Origin of the sequence: Pseudomonas sp. R32 (assembly GCF_009866705.1) — a bacterium.
GTDB classification, from domain to species: domain Bacteria; phylum Pseudomonadota; class Gammaproteobacteria; order Pseudomonadales; family Pseudomonadaceae; genus Aquipseudomonas; species Aquipseudomonas donghuensis.
Map to the genome: position 1 here is coordinate 5539568 of NZ_CP019396.1, position 15661 is coordinate 5555228.

Here is a 15661-nt window from a genome sequence, read left to right on the forward strand (position 1 = left end):
CAAACGAGCAAGTCTGATAACGTGCGTCTATCGATTGCAGCCGCTATGCTGGGGCCGCAACTTCATGGACGCACGTTATGACCCTCACAGAATTGCGCTACATCGTCACCCTCGCCCAGGAGCAGCACTTCGGCCATGCCGCCGAGCGCTGCCACGTCAGTCAGCCGACGCTGTCGGTCGGCGTGAAGAAGCTTGAGGACGAGCTGGGTGTACTGATCTTCGAGCGCAGCAAAAGCGCGGTGCGCCTGACCCCGGTCGGCGAAGGCATCGTTGCCCAGGCGCAAAAGGTGCTTGAGCAGGCCCAGGGCATTCGCGAGCTGGCCCAGGCCGGCAAGAACCAGCTGACCGCCCCGCTGAAAGTCGGCGCGATCTACACCGTCGGCCCCTACCTGTTCCCGCACCTGATCCCGCAACTGCACCGGGTCGCCCCGCAGATGCCGTTGTACATCGAAGAGAACTTCACCCACGTACTGCGCGACAAGCTGCGCAATGGCGAGCTGGATGCAGTGATCATCGCCCTGCCGTTCAACGAAGCCGATGTGCTGACCCTGCCGCTGTACGACGAACCTTTCTACGTGCTGATGCCCAGCGAGCATCCGTGGACCCAGAAAGAAACCATCGACGCCGGCCTGCTCAACGACAAGAGCCTGCTGCTGCTCGGTGAAGGCCACTGCTTCCGTGACCAGGTGCTCGAGGCCTGCCCGACCCTGGCCAAGGGCAGCGACGGCGCCAAGCACACCACGGTCGAATCCAGCTCGCTGGAGACCATTCGTCACATGGTCGCTTCAGGCCTCGGTGTGTCGATCCTGCCGCTGTCGGCAGTGCACAGCCATCATTACGCCCCGGGCGTGATCGAAGTGCGCCCCCTGAGCCCACCGGCACCGTTTCGTACCGTCGCCATCGCCTGGCGCGCCAGCTTCCCGCGACCCAAGGCGATCGAGATCCTCGCTGACTCGATCCGCTTGTGCTCGGTCGCCAAACCCGCCGCGAGCCAGTAGGAAAGCGCCATGCCGGAGTTGTCCCAGGTCTCGGTGACCGCGCTCAAGGGTGTCGGCGAGGCCATGGCCGAGAAGCTCGCCAAGGTCGGCCTGGAAAACCTTCAGGACGTGCTGTTCCACCTGCCGCTGCGCTATCAGGACCGTACTCGCGTGGTGCCCATCGGCGCCCTGCGTCCGGGCCAGGATGCAGTGATCGAAGGCGTGGTCAGTGGCACCGACGTGGTCATGGGCAAGCGCCGCAGCCTGCTGGTGCGCCTGGGCGACGGCAGCGGCGTGCTCAGCCTGCGCTTTTACCATTTCAGCAACGCCCAGAAGGAAGGCCTCAAGCGTGGCACCCACTTGCGCTGCTACGGTGAAGCCCGCCCAGGTGCCTCGGGCCTGGAAATCTACCACCCGGAGTACCGCGCGCTGACCGGCGACGAGCCGGCCCCGGTGGAACAGACCCTGACACCGATCTACCCGACCACCGAAGGCCTGACCCAGCAGCGCCTGCGCCAGCTGTGCCAACAGAGCCTGGCGCTGCTGGGCCCGCGCAGCCTGCCGGACTGGCTGCCGGAAGAACTGGCCCGGGACTATCGACTGGCACCGCTGGACGACGCGATCCGCTACCTGCATCACCCACCCGCCGATGCCGATGTCGACGAGCTTGCCGAAGGCCAGCACTGGGCCCAGCACCGCCTGGCATTCGAAGAACTGCTGACCCACCAGCTGTCCCAGCAGCGCCTGCGCGAAAGCCTGCGTGCCCAGCGTGCGCCGGTACTGCCCAAGGCCAGCCGCTTGCCACAGCAGTACCTGGCCAACCTCGGTTTTGCGCCGACAGGCGCACAGCAGCGGGTCGGCAACGAGATTGCCTACGACCTCAGCCAGCCGGAGCCAATGCTGCGCCTGGTCCAGGGAGACGTTGGCGCGGGCAAGACCGTGGTCGCCGCCCTGGCCGCGCTGCAGGCGCTGGAGGCCGGTTACCAGGTGGCGCTGATGGCGCCCACCGAGATCCTCGCCGAACAACACTTCATCACCTTCAAGCGCTGGCTGGAGCCGCTGGGCATCGAAGTCGCCTGGCTGGCCGGCAAGCTCAAGGGCAAGGCGCGCGCCAGCGCCCTGGAGCAGATCGCCGCCGGCGCACCGATGGTGGTCGGCACCCATGCCTTGTTCCAGGAAGAGGTGAAGTTCAACAACCTGGCCCTGGCGATCATCGACGAACAGCACCGCTTCGGCGTGCAACAGCGCCTGGCCCTGCGCCAGAAAGGCGTGGGCGGCCAACTTTGCCCACACCAGTTGATCATGACCGCCACGCCGATCCCGCGCACCCTGGCAATGAGCGCCTATGCCGACCTGGATACGTCAATCCTCGACGAGCTGCCGCCAGGCCGCACCCCGGTCAATACCGTGCTGGTGGCTGACAGCCGGCGTTTCGAGGTGGTCGAGCGGGTCCGTGCGGCCTGTGCCGAAGGGCGTCAGACCTACTGGGTATGCACCCTGATCGAAGAGTCCGAAGAGCTCACCTGCCAGGCCGCCGAGACCACCTTCGAGGAGCTCAGCAGCGCCTTGGGCGAATTGCGCGTCGGCCTGATTCACGGGCGCATGAAGCCTGCGGAAAAAGCCGCGGTGATGGCCGAGTTCAAGCAGGGCAACCTGCAACTGCTGGTGGCGACCACGGTGATCGAGGTGGGGGTCGACGTGCCCAACGCCAGCCTGATGATCATCGAGAACCCCGAGCGCCTGGGCCTGGCACAGTTGCACCAGCTGCGCGGCCGGGTTGGCCGCGGCAGCGCGGTGAGCCACTGCGTGCTGCTGTATCACCCGCCGCTGTCGCAGATCGGCCGCGAACGCCTGGGGATCATGCGCGAAACCAACGACGGCTTCATCATCGCCGAAAAGGACCTGGAGCTGCGCGGCCCCGGCGAAATGCTCGGCACCCGCCAGACCGGCCTGCTGCAATTCAAGGTCGCCGACCTGATGCGCGATGCCGATCTGCTGCCCGCCGTGCGCGATGCCGCCCAGGCCCTGCTGGCGCGTTGGCCGTCGCACGTGAGCCCGTTGCTGGAGCGCTGGCTGCGTCACGGCCAGCAATATGGCCAAGTGTGACGGCCGTCCCAGATTGCAGCCAGCCCAAGGTTCAAGCTGGTTATACTCATGCGATTGAAAAAATTTTGGATACAGACCATGACTGAAGTTGCTCTGGACACCGCAACCCCCCACGCTCCGTCTGTTATCCGGTTGCTGCTCGACAAGCTCGGCATCGCCTACCGCGAAGTGAGCGAACACCCGCAGCTGCCGGCCGCCGCCAAAGTGCAGGCCGTACTGCTGGATGACGAAATCGGCGCGCTGATGGTGCTGTTCCCGCAGAACCAGTTGCTGGACCTCAGCCGCCTGACCGAGCTGACCGGGCGCAAGCTGGCCGCCGTGCCGCTGGAACGCCTGCGGCACATGCTGGAAAAGCACGGCCTGAAGCTGCTCCCGGGGATTCCGGCGCTGACCAGCTCACCGTGCCTGTACGAAGAGAACCTGCTACGGCCCGAGCGCCTGCTGATTCATTCTGGCGAAGCCGGCCTGTTACTGGAAATCGAGCGCGACGACTTCAAGAAGATGCTCAGCAAAGCCAGCGCCGGCAACTTCGGCGAATTGCTGAGCAGCATCCGCCCCAACCTTGACCGCCCCCATGACGACCGCGAGGAGATCTCCCAGGCCGTCCAGGCGTTCACCGCCAGGCGTATCCAGCAGCGCCTGGAAAGCACCATCGAGATCCCGCCGCTGGCGGAAACCGCACAGAAAATCATCAAACTGCGGGTCGACCCCAACGCCACCATCGACGACATCACTGGCGTGGTCGAAACCGACCCGGCACTGGCCGCGCAAGTGGTCAGCTGGGCGGCATCGCCCTATTACGCGTCACCGGGCAAGATCCGCTCGGTGGAAGACGCTATCGTTCGCGTGCTGGGCTTTGACCTGGTGATCAACCTGGCCCTGGGCCTGGCGCTGGGCAAGACCCTGAGCCTGCCCAAGGACCACCCGCAACAGACCACGCCTTACTGGCAGCAATCGATCTACACCGCTGCGGTGATCGAAGGCCTGACCCGCGCCATGCCCCGGGCCGAGCGCCCGGAATCAGGCCTGACCTACCTGGCCGGGCTGCTGCACAACTTCGGTTACCTGTTGCTGGCACATGTGTTCCCGCCGCATTTCTCGCTGATCTGCCGGCACCTGGAGGTCAATCCGCACCTGTGCCACAGCTACGTCGAGCAGCACCTGCTGGGCATCAGCCGCGAGCAGATCGGCGCCTGGCTGATGCGCTACTGGGACATGCCGGAGGAGCTGTCCACCGCCCTGCGCTTCCAGCACGACCCGACCTACGCCGGCGACTACGCCGCCTTCCCCAACCTGGTATGCCTGGCGGTGCGCCTGCTGCGTTCGCGCGGGATCGGCTCGGGGCCGCAGGAAAGCATCCCCGATGAACTGCTCGAGCGCCTGAACCTGACCCGTGAGAAGGCCGAGGATGTCGTCAACAAGGTACTGGAAGCCGAAGCCATGCTGCGTGAGCTGGCCTCGCAGTTCAGCCAGCACTGAGGCATGAGCCTGACCCTGGCGGTCAGGCCTTCTTTTTCGGTTTCAGGTACTTCATCAGGCCCTGAAACCAGATCACCAGCGCCGGGTTGCCCTTGATCTGGATGCTCTTGTCCTGAATCCCCTGCATGAAAGCCAACTGCTTGTTCTTGGCCTGCAGGGTGGCAAAGCCGAACGCAGCATCCTTGAAGGCGATGGCAAAGGCCGGCGCAGGGTGGCTGCCGGACTTGCTGCTGATGCGCAGGTCCTTGACGATGAAATGGCGCGCCGCCTTGCCATCGAGGGTCTGCAGCTGGAACACCAGGTCCTTGTCGGCCAGTTGCTGCTGGAAGGCAGGGTTGTTGCGGCTGGCCTTGGCCATCAGCAAGCCCATGGCCCAAAGGAGAAAGCGAAACTTCATGTGCACGCCTCGGCTAAAAAGTGACTGGCGAAGCAGTTTATAGTCTCGCTACAAAAACGCCATAGTTCTCTGCGCTTTACCCGATGATAGCCGCTGATTGCCTTGCAACCGGGTTGTTCACTGGCGCCTGACCTTGCTCAGCAGGTGCAACACCAGCTGGTTCGCGCCGATTGCCGCCAATGCCGTGGAAAACCCCAGCACGCTGCAAAACAGAGCGCGCAGCGGATGCTGCGGCAGCAGGTACAAGAGGATCGCAGCAGGAATGGCGGCCGCCAGCAGCAACCGCCACTTGAGCCGCGGCACCAGCGCGATCACCAGGTTCATCAGCACCACGAAGTAGAAGATCAGGTACATGCCCATGCCAATCGCGACCCCGCGTGACATCAACCCACCGGCCATCTGCCTGTACATCGTCATGCCGGTATTGTGCAGCAACAGGTAAGTGACAATGGCCAACACGTGCACAGTCAGGGCGATTGCCAGGCGATAGGGGCGAGTTACAGGCATTTCTGCACCACATCCTCGACCACGCCTTTGTCGCTCAGGCGCTTGATGCCGTCCACGGCGCTATCGCGGTAACCGCTCGCCTCAAGCGCAGCTTGCTGGTAGCAAGCCATGGCGCGGGCATTGTCCTGCTGGCCAAGCTTGCCATTCTCATAGGCGTAACCAAGGTCCACCAGCCCCCTCGGCGACTCCAGTTTCGCCGATTGCTGCAAGGCTTGTAGCGCTTTGCCCGGGTTTTGGCAGGTCAAGTTCTCGGCATACTCTTCGCCGTAGCAAACAAAGTGCGCCAGCATGGCGCCGGCGTCGCGTTCAGTGCTCATGGCCGATTCCAGCAACTGCACGATGGTCGCATCCGGCAGCCGTTCGGCTTCACCCGAAAAAACCAGGATGACCGCCTGCACCGCCGCTTCATTGTTGCCCTTGCCAGCGGCACTGAGCAGGCTGTTGAGGGCAGCATTCATCAGTTGCCCGGGCATGTCGTAGAGCCCTGACCTGCCCAGGTCCTCATAGATCCCGGCACGCTCGATATCCAGCTCGCCCGCGACCTTCTCCTTGCGACCCGTGAAGAAGTCTGCCAGCGACCAGTCTTCAATCCGGTTCAACACCCAGCACTGGCCACGGGTAAAGGTGTAGACCTTGAGAAGTTCACCCTTGGTGTCGCGCAACACCACTTGGCGTATGCCCTCCTGCTCGACCACCAGCCCCATCTCGGCACGCTTGGCCGGCTGCAGCAACGCCAGGGACGGGCGCTGCTCCGGGGTCAGCTTGCGAATCGACACACGCGGTTGCTTGCGCCCGGGGTAGATCCGTTGCTCGATCAGCGGGTCGGCTACCAGCGACTGCTGCAGCGCTTCGCTCTTGGCAAATGCGGCGAAGAAGGCGCCGAAGTCATTGTCGGAACAATCCGGCATGTCCGCCGGCGCGGCCACGCAGGTTGTTGCACCGGCCAGCAGCAGAAGCGAACAGAGCCGCTGACACCAGGCCATCGCCAAGCCTTTCATGATTTTCCTCTGTCGATCAGCTGTTGGGTTTGAGTGCACCAGTAATCACTGAACCCCAGCCAGTAACTCAGCACATCCCAGATAAAGCGCAAGGCATGTTCCGGCTTGCGGCAATCGGCCTGTTCGTCGGCCACCTCGTAGGGCGTATTGCTGATGAAATAGTTGAGCCAATGGGGCTCCCAGTTGGGCATTTCGATCTCGAAGTGCTGATCGGCCTTGAAGAATCTGATCCAGACAATGCCGACGGTGCCGCTGTCTTCATAGTCGCGCATGTCCAGGGGGGTCTGTGAGTACAGGGGGGTGCGATAGACCTGATGGCCGTTGCTGCGGTCAGTGATGCGCAGGTAGGCCAGGTCATCGAAAGGCACCAGCCAGCCACCCACCGGTATGTTCTCCATGCGATAGCGGCCAGACTCACTGACCACTCCGTATGCACTGGGCCGGTCGATCAGCACCTGAATGTTGTACCCCACCCACAGGACCAATGCCCCGACCGCCGCCAGGACGAAATAGCGCCGACGATTCAAGACTGCACCTCTTTGGCCGCTGGCAGCGGGCCCAGCCAATGGGTGATCAGTATCGCCAGCAAGGTCAGGCCACCGGCCAGGGGGCTGAAGAACATCGTGCGCACCGGGTGGTCCGGCATCAGCCAGTAGATGATCAGCGCCACCAGCGCGGCATTGAGCATGAGTTTGTGCTTGAGCTGCGGCACATGGGCAATCACCAGGCTGAAGATCACCATCACGTCGAACACCAACCAGACAATGGCGCCAGACGCCACGCCGCGGGCGGTGAAGCCGCCGTAGACCTGCTTGTAGTAATCGACCCCGATGTCGTTGAGCAGCAGGAACAGCAAACAGGCCAGCGCGTGCGCGACCAGGGCAATCAGCCAGCGGCGGGTCATCGGGCATTTCCTTGTAAGGCCTGGCACCAACTGCGCACATCGTTCCTGTCGAAGCCGGGGCAGTTGTTGTCGCGGGCGATATAGCGATAGGGGTGCGCGGTTTCGTAGGTGAAGTGGTAGTAGTTGTGCTTATCCTGACCGTACAGCCAGTACGACGAGGAGCCCTGGGAAATCTGGTAGGGCTCGAAGGTCAGCATTGAGGACTCGGCGGGGATGAAGTTGTCAGGTTCCATCCATAGCAGCAGCGCGTTCCAGTACAACTGCGTGGTAACGCCTGGCAGCAGCAGGAGTACCAGCAACGCCAGAGCGAACCATCTGCCTTTGCTCATGCCGGTGGCAGGTTCGCGTAGTAGGAGCCCACCAGTTCCATGACCACCACGGTGGTCAGGCAAATGAACGTCAGCAGGCGATGCCAGAGCTGGTCACGCCAGCGCCGGTGCAGGCCGGTGAGTATCAATATCAGGCAGACAAAGGCCAGGCTGCCGAACAGGTTGCTGTCGGCGACACTCGCCAGGTAGTTGGGCAAGGTCAGACCGTCATACATGGCGTTGCCCTGCGCTAGCGGTTACTGCGAATCCTTCGATCTTCATCACGGCCCTCCCTGGACACTCCCATCGTTGCGACGGGGGCCGCGTATGCTAGCCAGATGCCAGGGCGGCGGCAATAAAAAACGGGCACCTTGTGCGGTGCCCGTTTTTTACTGCAATCGATCTGTGCGAGGCATCACGGATTGACGCTGTCCTTCAGGGATTTGCCTGGTTTGAAAGCAACGGTGTTGCTGGCCTTGATCTTGACCGGTTCGCCGGTTTGCGGGTTTTTACCAGTGCGGGCACCGCGGTGGCGCTGCAGGAAGGTACCGAAGCCGACCAGCGTCACGCTGTCCTTGCGATGCAGGGCGCCAGTGATTTCTTCGAGCACGGCGTTGAGCACGCGGTTAGCTTGCTCTTTGGTGAGATCGGCCTTTTCCGCAATGGCGGCGGCGAGTTCTGGTTTACGCATAGTGAAGCCTCTTTGACGGTTTTTTTGTTGTTATGCCGTGCTGCTCTTCAAGAACAGCGCCCAAGGCACCGCAGGCTCTAAACTGCGGCAGACGGGAGTGAGAATGGCATGCCCTCAGGGGCCGCGCCAGTCTCTGGGCGGCCATTGTTGGGGCAAAGGCAGGGGAAATCCGACAGAACGCCGGTTATTTACGCCATCAGCGCCGGAAGTTGCCGATTTAGAGCCAGCTTCTCCATGACCGCAGTGCCGGTCAGGGCATAGCCCAGCAACTGGCCGTCCGCATCGTGACAGAGCACCTTGAGGTCCGCACCCAGCCCTTCAACGCTCCACTGGCCTTCGCGGCCATGGGGCGGGGGCGAAACCACCAGCGGGCAGGCCGGGGTTTTCACCGTGACCGGCATCGGCCCATAGGCAACCGCTGTCGGGTTACCGGCCAGGGTTTGCGCCAATGCCCGGGCGCAGCTCATCAAGGGCATTACGTACAGCAGGTTGAGGCCATCGACTTCGGCGCAGTCGCCCAGGGCGAAGATATTGTCGTGAGAAGTGCGCAGCTGACGGTCGACCACCACGCCGCGGTTGACCTGCAGCCCCGCTGCCGAGGCCAGGTCGATGCGTGGTCGCAGGCCGACCGCCGAAACCACCAGGTCGCAAGCGATCACGCTGCCGTCTGACAAGTGCGCCTCCAGGCCCTGCTCCAGCCGCTGCAGGCGGGTCAGCACCGGCCCCAGGTGGAAACGCACGCCCAGCCCCTCCAGGCCAAGCTGTACGGCGGCAGCGGCCGCCGGGTGCAGCAAGGTCGGCATGACCTGCTCGCACGGCGCCACCAGCGCGACCTGATAGCCGCCCAGGCTCATGTCATTGGCAAATTCACAACCAATCAAGCCGGCACCGAGGATCAGCACCCGTTGCTTGCCGGCTGCCGCGACACGGAAACGGGCGTAGTCTTCGAGGTCGTTGATCGGGAAAATCAGGTCGGCAGCGTCGCCTTCGACCGGCACCCGCACGGTTTCGGCGCCCCAGGCCAGGATCAGGTCCCGATAGGGCACCTGCTCCTCGCCGATCCACAGGCGCTTGTGGCCGGGGTCGATGCCGCTGATGCGGGTGTGGGTGCGCACTTCGGCCTTGAGTTGCTCGGCCATGGCGCCGGGCTCGGCCATGCTCAGGCCGTCGGCATCCTTGTTCTTGGCAAAACCGGTGGAGAGCATCGGCTTGGAATAGGAGCGGCCGTCGTCGGCAGTGATCAGCAGCAGCGGCGTTTCGCCGTCGAGCTTGCGAAATTCGCGGGCCAGGTTGTAACCCGCCAGACCTGTACCGACAATCACCACTGGAGCCGTCATGCGCTGCTTTCCTTGAATCTGTTTGGAGGGGATCAGCCGATGGCGATCATTTCGAAGTCCATTTTGCCGACGCCGCAGTCCGGGCACAGCCAGTCTGCGGGTACGTCTTCCCACTTGGTCCCTGGAGCGATACCGTCATCCGGCCAGCCCTCGGCCTCATCGTAGATCAGGCCACAGACGATACATTGCCACTTTTTCATTACGCACTTCCTCAAAGAACTCAGGCTTTGGAGTGGCCGCTCTGGTGAACATTACAATGGCGACCATCAAAGAGGGGCTTTGTACTGGAGCGAGGTGCCAGCATGCAAGCCGGATCGGGCAATCATGCTAAGCTCGGCGTCTCTCTGGCCTGTTATTCGATACCGCCGTGCCGTACGAAACATTGCAAGCACCCGCTGCATTCTGGCTGCAGCACCCTGACGTGGCAGACAACACCCCGCCCGCGACCCTCGACTGGTTGTTCGACCAGGGCTCCCTGACCCGCCGCCTAATTCAATTATCCGCCGATCACTTTTCTGTTACACCTCTTTGCGAGGGTTGGCAGCGCTTGCGCGACGATGAATGCCTGGCCCTTGATCTGCCCCTGGGCAGCGAAGGCTGGGTGCGCGAGGTGTACCTGCGCGGCCATGGCCACCCCTGGGTGTTTGCCCGCAGCGTGGCCGCGCGCAGCTCGCTGGAAAGCGGCGGCCTGGACCTGGCAGCACTGGGCAGCCGCTCACTGGGTGAACTGCTGTTCTGCGAAAAGGGATTTGCCCGGCGGCCCATCGAGGTCTGTCACTACCCACACGCCTGGCTGCCGGCGGAGCAACGCCATGAAGGCTTGTGGGGACGTCGCTCACGCTTCGACCGTGGCACCTTGAGCGTGCTGGTGGCTGAAGTGTTCTTGCCTACGCTGTGGATTGCTGCCGATAAACCCTCGGAGAACCGCTGATGTACCTGCAGCTGCTCAAGTCGTTCAATCGTCTGCATCCCCGGGCCTGGGACTTCATCCAGCTGAGCCGGATGGACCGCCCGATCGGCATCTACCTGCTGCTGTGGCCGACCCTCTCGGCAGTCTGGATTGCCGCCAAGGGCACGCCGACCGTCGCCAACGTGCTGATTTTCACCCTCGGCGTGGTACTGATGCGTGCCGCAGGTTGCGCAATCAACGACTTTGCCGACCGCAAGGTCGATGGCCACGTCAAACGCACCGCCGACCGTCCGCTGGCTGCTGGGCGGGTCAATGCCCGCGAGGCGCTGATTCTGTTTGCCACGCTGGTCGGGGTGAGCTTCTTGCTGGTGCTGTGCACCAACGCCACCACGGTGTGGCTGTCGTTCGGTGCCGTGGCGCTGGCGGCCTGTTACCCGTTCATGAAGCGCTACACCTACTACCCGCAGGTAGTACTGGGGGCGGCCTATTCCTGGGGCATCCCCATGGCCTTCACCGCCGCCACCGGCGAGCTGCCGGCCATTGCCTGGCTGCTGTACATCGCCAACCTGCTGTGGACCGTGGGTTACGACACCTACTACGCCATGGTCGACCGCGATGACGACCTCAAGATCGGGGTCAAATCCACTGCCATCCTGTTCGGCGAAGCCGATCGGGTGATCATTCTGACCTTGCAGGTGCTGTCGCTGGGCTGCCTGCTGCTGGCCGGCAACCGCTTCGAACTGGGCGGCTGGTTCCACCTGGGGCTGGTGGCGGCGTTGCTGTGCTTTGCCTGGGAGTTCTGGTCAACGCGCAAGCTGGACCGCGAGTCGTGCTTCAAGGCCTTCCTGCACAACCACTGGGCGGGGCTGCTGATCTTTATTGGCATCGTGCTGGATTACAGCTTCTGATTGTTTCGCGGGGCAAGCCTGCTCCTACAGGAGCCGGTTTACCCCGCGATGAAGCCACTAGGGTTTGGCAACGTGCCAGACATCTTTCATGCCATCGCCCATGGTGTCCCCCGCCTTCTTGTCTTTAACGAAGGTATACAACGGCTTGCCGTCGTAGGCCCATTGCATCGAGCCGTCATCACGCTTGATCTGCGTCCACTTGCCCTCGGCTTTTTCTCCTGCCTTGACCATCAATGGCGGCCAGTTTTTGGCACACTCGCCACTGCACATGGATGTGCCTCCGGTATCCTTGTCAAAGGTGTAAAGCGTCATGTCGGAATGATCGACCAACATGCCGTTCTTCTCCATGGCATGATCAGCCAGAGCCACTCCCGGTAGCGCCAAGACAACTGCAGTGAATAGAGCCATCCAGTTCAGCGTATGTCGTGTCATTGGATTCACCGTAAAGCTCGGGAAAGGGAATTTAAGCCTAGCCCAGTAACAGAATGTTGCTGCAACGGCCCCCGAGCTGTCACACGACTGCAATAATTCCGTTATCTAATGCGGGCCAAGACACCTTTAATGGAAGAGGTTTAAGCATGGTTGGCAGAAACATTCTGATCGTTGACGACGAAGCGCCAATTCGCGAGATGATCGCCGTTGCATTGGAAATGGCCGGCTATGACTGCCTGGAAGCCGAGAATTCCCAGCAGGCCCATGCCATCATCGTCGACCGCAAACCCGATCTGATCCTGCTCGACTGGATGCTCCCGGGCACTTCCGGCATAGAACTGGCCCGGCGTCTCAAGCGCGATGAGCTGACTGGCGACATCCCGATCATCATGCTCACCGCCAAGGGTGAGGAAGACAACAAGATCCAGGGCCTGGAAGTCGGTGCCGACGACTACATCACCAAGCCATTCTCGCCGCGCGAGCTGGTGGCCCGGCTCAAGGCCGTGCTGCGCCGCGCAGGCCCAAGCGATGGCGAGGCGCCGATCGAAGTCGGCGGCCTGCTGCTCGACCCGATCAGCCACCGGGTGACCATCGACGGCAAGCCGGCCGAAATGGGCCCGACCGAATACCGCCTGCTGCAGTTCTTCATGACCCACCAGGAACGCGCCTACACTCGTGGGCAGCTGCTGGATCAGGTCTGGGGCGGTAACGTCTATGTCGAAGAGCGCACCGTCGATGTGCATATCCGCCGCCTGCGCAAGGCGCTGGGTGATGCCTACGAAAATCTGGTACAAACCGTCCGCGGCACTGGATACCGCTTCTCTACCAAGAGTTGAGAACGCTGCAAGCTGCAAGAAAGAGCAAAAGCAAACGCAGATCCGCTTCAACCTTGCAGCTTGTAGCTTGCAACGTGCGGCTGATCCGCTAAGGATCCCAATTGAACCAGAACTGGCATGGCACCCTGATTCGCCACATGCTGTTGCTGATCACTGTCTGCCTGCTGGCCGGCCTGATCAGCGGCTACTATGGCTGGAGCCTGGCCCTGGGCCTGGCGATCTACCTGGGCTGGACCCTCAAGCAACTGCTGCGCCTGCACGAATGGCTGCGTCTGCACAAACCCGATGAAGCACCGCCCGACGGCTATGGCCTGTGGGGCGAGGTGTTCGACAGCATCTATCACCTGCAACGCCGCGACCAGCGCGTGCGCGGGCGCCTGCAGGCGGTGATCGACCGGGTGCAGGAGTCCACCGCCGCACTCAAGGATGCGGTGATCATGCTCGACAGCGATGGCAACCTGGAGTGGTGGAACCGCGCGGCGGAAACCCTGCTGGGCCTCAAGACCCCACAGGACAGCGGCCAGCCAGTGACCAACCTGGTGCGCCACCCGCGTTTCAAGGAGTACTTCGAACAGGAGAACTACCTCGAACCACTGGAAATCCCCTCGCCGATCAATGACCGCATGCGTGTGCAGCTGCATATCACCCGCTATGGCAACAACGAGCACCTGATGCTGGTGCGCGATGTCACCCGCATCCATCAGCTGGAACAAATGCGCAAAGACTTCGTCGCCAACGTCTCCCACGAACTGCGCACGCCGCTGACGGTGATTGCCGGCTACCTGGAAACCCTGCTCGACAACGTCGAAGAGGTGAACCCACGCTGGGTTCGCGCGCTGCAGCAGATGCAGCAGCAAGGCGGACGCATGCAGACCCTGCTCAATGACCTGCTGTTGCTGGCCAAGCTGGAAGCCACCGATTACCCCTCGGACAACCAGCCGGTGGCCGTCGATACCCTGTTGCAATCGATCAAGGGCGACGCCCAGGCGCTGTCCGGGCAACGCAACCAGCGCATCAGCCTGGAAGCCGAGCCGGGTATCCGCCTCAAGGGCAGCGAGGCGGAGCTGCGCAGCGCCTTCTCCAACCTGGTGTTCAATGCGGTCAAGTACACCCAGGATGAAGGCCAGATCCGCATCCGCTGGTGGGCCGACGAGCAAGGCGCGCACCTGAGCGTGCAGGACTCGGGCATCGGCATCGACCCCAAGCATTTGCCACGCCTGACCGAACGCTTCTACCGGGTCGACTCCAGCCGCGCCTCCAATACCGGCGGCACCGGCCTGGGCCTGGCAATCGTCAAGCATGTGCTGTTGCGCCATCGGGCGCGCCTGGAAATCAGCAGCGTGCCGGGCCATGGCAGCACCTTTACCTGCCATTTCGCCCCTGCCCAGATGGCGGTGCGCCAGGCCTCCTGAGCCGCCGCCCTTTAAATTTGCGCAGTCAGCCGCTACATTGGCTGACTCGCGCCAGCACGTGCTGGCATTGCTGTACTCCCTTTCTTAGAAGACGGACCCCGTAAAACTCCATCATGGACCCTTCCCCTGGTTTCAACCTCGCTGCACTTTTCGCCGATTTCGGCATGATTCTTTTTGCTCTGCTGCTGGTTCTGCTCAACGGCTTTTTCGTTGCCGCCGAGTTCGCCATGGTCAAATTGCGCTCGACCCGGGTCGAGTCGATTGCCGAGCAGCATGGCTGGCGCGGGCAAATCCTGCGCACCGTGCACAGCCAGCTGGACGCCTACCTGTCCGCTTGCCAACTGGGTATCACCCTCGCCTCGCTGGGCCTGGGCTGGGTGGGTGAACCAGCCTTCGCCCACCTGCTCGAGCCGCTGCTGGGTGCGGTCGGCGTCGAATCGCCGGAAGTCATCAAGGCCATCTCGTTCTTCAGTGCCTTCTTCGTCATCTCCTACCTGCACATCGTCGTCGGCGAGCTGGCGCCCAAGTCCTGGGCGATCCGCAAGCCCGAACTGCTGTCGTTGTGGACGGCGGTGCCGCTGTACCTGTTCTACTGGCTGATGTACCCGGCGATCTACCTGCTCAACGCCAGCGCCAACGCCATCCTGCGTATCGCAGGCCAAGGTGAGCCCGGGCCGCACCACGAACACCATTACAGCCGTGAAGAGCTCAAGTTGATCCTGCACTCCAGCCGTGGCCAGGACCCCAGCGACCAGGGTATGCGGGTGCTGGCGTCCGCGGTGGAAATGGGCGAGCTGGAAGTCGTCGACTGGGCCAACTCCCGTGAAGACATGGTCTGCCTCGATGCCAATGCGCCGCTCAAGGAAATCCTCGCGATGTTCCGCCGGCACAAGTTCAGCCGCTATCCGGTGCTCGATGCCGAGCGCGGGGAGTTCATCGGCCTGCTGCACATCAAGGACCTGCTGCTGGAGCTGGCCGACCTCGACCATATCCCCGAGTCGTTCAACCTGGCCGAGCTGACCCGCCCGCTGGAGCGCGTGTCGCGGCACATGCCGCTGGCCCATCTGCTCGAACAGTTCCGCAAGGGCGGCGCGCATTTCGCCCTGGTCGAGGAAGCCGACGGCAAAGTCATCGGCTACCTGACCATGGAAGACGTGTTGGAAGTGCTGGTCGGCGATATCCAGGACGAACACCGCAAGGCCGAACGCGGCATCCTTGCCTACCAGCCGGGCAAGCTGCTGGTGCGCGGCGACACCCCGTTGTTCAAGGTCGAGCGCCTGCTCGGCGTGGACCTTGACCATATCGAAGCGGAAACCCTCGCCGGCCTGGTCTACGAGACCCTCAAGCGGGTGCCGGAAGAGGAAGAGCTGCTGGAAGTCGAAGGCCTGCGCATCATCATCAAGAAGATGAAAGGCCCGAAGATCGTCCTGGCCAAGGTGCTCAAGCTCGATTGAGCCGC

The 15661-nt window shown here is 62.6% G+C and carries 19 protein-coding genes; 8 read left to right on the plus strand and 11 right to left on the minus strand.

The features are described 5' to 3' along the window. Nucleotides 1–77 precede the first annotated feature (77 nt). From PspR32_RS25625 to PspR32_RS25635, 3 genes are all read left to right on the plus strand, one after another. A complete protein-coding gene (locus PspR32_RS25625; protein ID WP_010225913.1) occupies nucleotides 78–998 on the plus strand; it encodes a hydrogen peroxide-inducible genes activator in 921 nt (306 codons plus the stop codon). A gap of 9 nt (nucleotides 999–1007) precedes the next feature. Beyond that, nucleotides 1008–3083: an ATP-dependent DNA helicase RecG gene (recG, locus tag PspR32_RS25630; RefSeq protein ID WP_010225915.1), complete on the plus strand. Its 2076-nt coding sequence runs from the start codon at nucleotides 1008–1010 to the stop codon at nucleotides 3081–3083. 78 nt (nucleotides 3084–3161) lie between these two features. Next, nucleotides 3162–4562: an aminoacyl-tRNA deacylase and HDOD domain-containing protein gene (locus PspR32_RS25635; protein WP_010225916.1), complete on the plus strand. Its 1401-nt coding sequence runs from the start codon at nucleotides 3162–3164 to the stop codon at nucleotides 4560–4562. A gap of 22 nt (nucleotides 4563–4584) precedes the next feature. Here PspR32_RS25635 and PspR32_RS25640 read toward each other — a convergent pair whose 3' ends face one another. The 10 genes from PspR32_RS25640 to rubA all read right to left on the minus strand — a co-directional run bounded on the left by PspR32_RS25640 (nucleotide 4585) and on the right by rubA (nucleotide 9904). Then, on the minus strand, nucleotides 4585–4959 hold the full coding sequence (locus PspR32_RS25640) for a helicase (RefSeq protein ID WP_010225918.1): 375 nt from the start codon (nucleotides 4957–4959) through the stop codon (nucleotides 4585–4587). Between the two features lie 117 nt (nucleotides 4960–5076). Beyond that, entirely contained in the window at nucleotides 5077–5466 is a 390-nt protein-coding gene (locus PspR32_RS25645; protein ID WP_159389332.1) for a hypothetical protein, read from the minus strand. Continuing rightward, nucleotides 5457–6464 carry a hypothetical protein gene (locus PspR32_RS25650; RefSeq protein WP_159389333.1) on the minus strand — a complete coding sequence of 336 codons (1008 nt, stop codon included), beginning with the start codon at nucleotides 6462–6464 and terminating at the stop codon, nucleotides 5457–5459. The genes PspR32_RS25645 and PspR32_RS25650 overlap by 10 nt, the downstream gene beginning before the upstream one ends. Beyond that, entirely contained in the window at nucleotides 6461–6991 is a 531-nt protein-coding gene (locus PspR32_RS25655) for a hypothetical protein (protein ID WP_010225922.1), read from the minus strand. The genes PspR32_RS25650 and PspR32_RS25655 overlap by 4 nt, the downstream gene beginning before the upstream one ends. Further along, complete coding sequence (locus PspR32_RS25660; protein ID WP_010225923.1) at nucleotides 6988–7368, minus strand: hypothetical protein; 381 nt, start codon at nucleotides 7366–7368, stop codon at nucleotides 6988–6990. The genes PspR32_RS25655 and PspR32_RS25660 overlap by 4 nt, the downstream gene beginning before the upstream one ends. Further along, nucleotides 7365–7697, minus strand: coding sequence for a hypothetical protein (locus PspR32_RS25665; protein WP_010225924.1), 333 nt, complete (start codon nucleotides 7695–7697; stop codon nucleotides 7365–7367). The genes PspR32_RS25660 and PspR32_RS25665 overlap by 4 nt, the downstream gene beginning before the upstream one ends. Then, on the minus strand, nucleotides 7694–7912 hold the full coding sequence (locus PspR32_RS25670) for a hypothetical protein (protein ID WP_010225925.1): 219 nt from the start codon (nucleotides 7910–7912) through the stop codon (nucleotides 7694–7696). Before PspR32_RS25670 ends, PspR32_RS25665 begins: the two co-directional genes overlap by 4 nt. A 179-nt stretch (nucleotides 7913–8091) precedes the next feature. Beyond that, the gene (locus tag PspR32_RS25675; protein ID WP_003213368.1) at nucleotides 8092–8367 is read right to left on the minus strand and encodes an HU family DNA-binding protein; all 276 of its coding nucleotides are present in this window, start codon (nucleotides 8365–8367) and stop codon (nucleotides 8092–8094) included. 188 nt (nucleotides 8368–8555) lie between these two features. Beyond that, nucleotides 8556–9704 carry an NAD(P)/FAD-dependent oxidoreductase gene (locus tag PspR32_RS25680; protein WP_036995248.1) on the minus strand — a complete coding sequence of 383 codons (1149 nt, stop codon included), beginning with the start codon at nucleotides 9702–9704 and terminating at the stop codon, nucleotides 8556–8558. A gap of 32 nt (nucleotides 9705–9736) precedes the next feature. After that, on the minus strand, nucleotides 9737–9904 hold the full coding sequence (gene rubA, locus PspR32_RS25685) for a rubredoxin RubA (RefSeq protein ID WP_010225928.1): 168 nt from the start codon (nucleotides 9902–9904) through the stop codon (nucleotides 9737–9739). Between the two features lie 167 nt (nucleotides 9905–10071). Between rubA and PspR32_RS25690 the strand changes: the two genes are divergently transcribed. Then, entirely contained in the window at nucleotides 10072–10635 is a 564-nt protein-coding gene (locus PspR32_RS25690) for a chorismate lyase (RefSeq protein ID WP_159389334.1), read from the plus strand. Then, nucleotides 10635–11522, plus strand: coding sequence for a 4-hydroxybenzoate octaprenyltransferase (gene ubiA / locus PspR32_RS25695; RefSeq protein ID WP_010225931.1), 888 nt, complete (start codon nucleotides 10635–10637; stop codon nucleotides 11520–11522). The genes PspR32_RS25690 and ubiA overlap by 1 nt, the downstream gene beginning before the upstream one ends. A 57-nt stretch (nucleotides 11523–11579) precedes the next feature. On the opposite strand, the gene PspR32_RS25700 is transcribed toward ubiA, so the two are convergent. Then, nucleotides 11580–11954: a COG4315 family predicted lipoprotein gene (locus tag PspR32_RS25700; protein ID WP_010225933.1), complete on the minus strand. Its 375-nt coding sequence runs from the start codon at nucleotides 11952–11954 to the stop codon at nucleotides 11580–11582. Nucleotides 11955–12100: 146 nt separating this feature from the next. On the opposite strand from PspR32_RS25700, the gene phoB reads away from it, so the two are divergent. The 3 genes from phoB (at nucleotide 12101) to PspR32_RS25715 (ending at nucleotide 15656) form a co-directional block, all read left to right on the plus strand. Further along, a complete protein-coding gene (phoB, locus tag PspR32_RS25705; RefSeq protein WP_010225936.1) occupies nucleotides 12101–12790 on the plus strand; it encodes a phosphate regulon transcriptional regulator PhoB in 690 nt (229 codons plus the stop codon). 137 nt (nucleotides 12791–12927) lie between these two features. After that, nucleotides 12928–14202, plus strand: a complete 1275-nt coding sequence (gene phoR / locus PspR32_RS25710; RefSeq protein ID WP_232531903.1) for a phosphate regulon sensor histidine kinase PhoR — start codon at nucleotides 12928–12930, stop codon at nucleotides 14200–14202. 113 nt (nucleotides 14203–14315) lie between these two features. Then, complete coding sequence (locus tag PspR32_RS25715) at nucleotides 14316–15656, plus strand: hemolysin family protein (RefSeq protein WP_036995255.1); 1341 nt, start codon at nucleotides 14316–14318, stop codon at nucleotides 15654–15656. Nucleotides 15657–15661: the final 5 nt, after the last annotated feature.

Coding starts and splice junctions, on each gene's coding strand:
- PspR32_RS25625 (WP_010225913.1), top strand. CDS start 78: ATGACCCTCACAGAATTGCGCTACATCGTCACCCTCGCCCAGGAGCAG.
- recG (WP_010225915.1), top strand. CDS start 1,008: ATGCCGGAGTTGTCCCAGGTCTCGGTGACCGCGCTCAAGGGTGTCGGC.
- PspR32_RS25635 (WP_010225916.1), top strand. CDS start 3,162: ATGACTGAAGTTGCTCTGGACACCGCAACCCCCCACGCTCCGTCTGTT.
- PspR32_RS25640 (WP_010225918.1), bottom strand. CDS start 4,959: ATGAAGTTTCGCTTTCTCCTTTGGGCCATGGGCTTGCTGATGGCCAAG.
- PspR32_RS25645 (WP_159389332.1), bottom strand. CDS start 5,466: ATGCCTGTAACTCGCCCCTATCGCCTGGCAATCGCCCTGACTGTGCAC.
- PspR32_RS25650 (WP_159389333.1), bottom strand. CDS start 6,464: ATGAAAGGCTTGGCGATGGCCTGGTGTCAGCGGCTCTGTTCGCTTCTG.
- PspR32_RS25660 (WP_010225923.1), bottom strand. CDS start 7,368: ATGACCCGCCGCTGGCTGATTGCCCTGGTCGCGCACGCGCTGGCCTGT.
- PspR32_RS25665 (WP_010225924.1), bottom strand. CDS start 7,697: ATGAGCAAAGGCAGATGGTTCGCTCTGGCGTTGCTGGTACTCCTGCTG.
- PspR32_RS25670 (WP_010225925.1), bottom strand. CDS start 7,912: ATGTATGACGGTCTGACCTTGCCCAACTACCTGGCGAGTGTCGCCGAC.
- PspR32_RS25675 (WP_003213368.1), bottom strand. CDS start 8,367: ATGCGTAAACCAGAACTCGCCGCCGCCATTGCGGAAAAGGCCGATCTC.
- PspR32_RS25680 (WP_036995248.1), bottom strand. CDS start 9,704: ATGACGGCTCCAGTGGTGATTGTCGGTACAGGTCTGGCGGGTTACAAC.
- rubA (WP_010225928.1), bottom strand. CDS start 9,904: ATGAAAAAGTGGCAATGTATCGTCTGTGGCCTGATCTACGATGAGGCC.
- ubiA (WP_010225931.1), top strand. CDS start 10,635: ATGTACCTGCAGCTGCTCAAGTCGTTCAATCGTCTGCATCCCCGGGCC.
- PspR32_RS25700 (WP_010225933.1), bottom strand. CDS start 11,954: ATGACACGACATACGCTGAACTGGATGGCTCTATTCACTGCAGTTGTC.
- phoB (WP_010225936.1), top strand. CDS start 12,101: ATGGTTGGCAGAAACATTCTGATCGTTGACGACGAAGCGCCAATTCGC.
- phoR (WP_232531903.1), top strand. CDS start 12,928: ATGCTGTTGCTGATCACTGTCTGCCTGCTGGCCGGCCTGATCAGCGGC.
- PspR32_RS25715 (WP_036995255.1), top strand. CDS start 14,316: ATGGACCCTTCCCCTGGTTTCAACCTCGCTGCACTTTTCGCCGATTTC.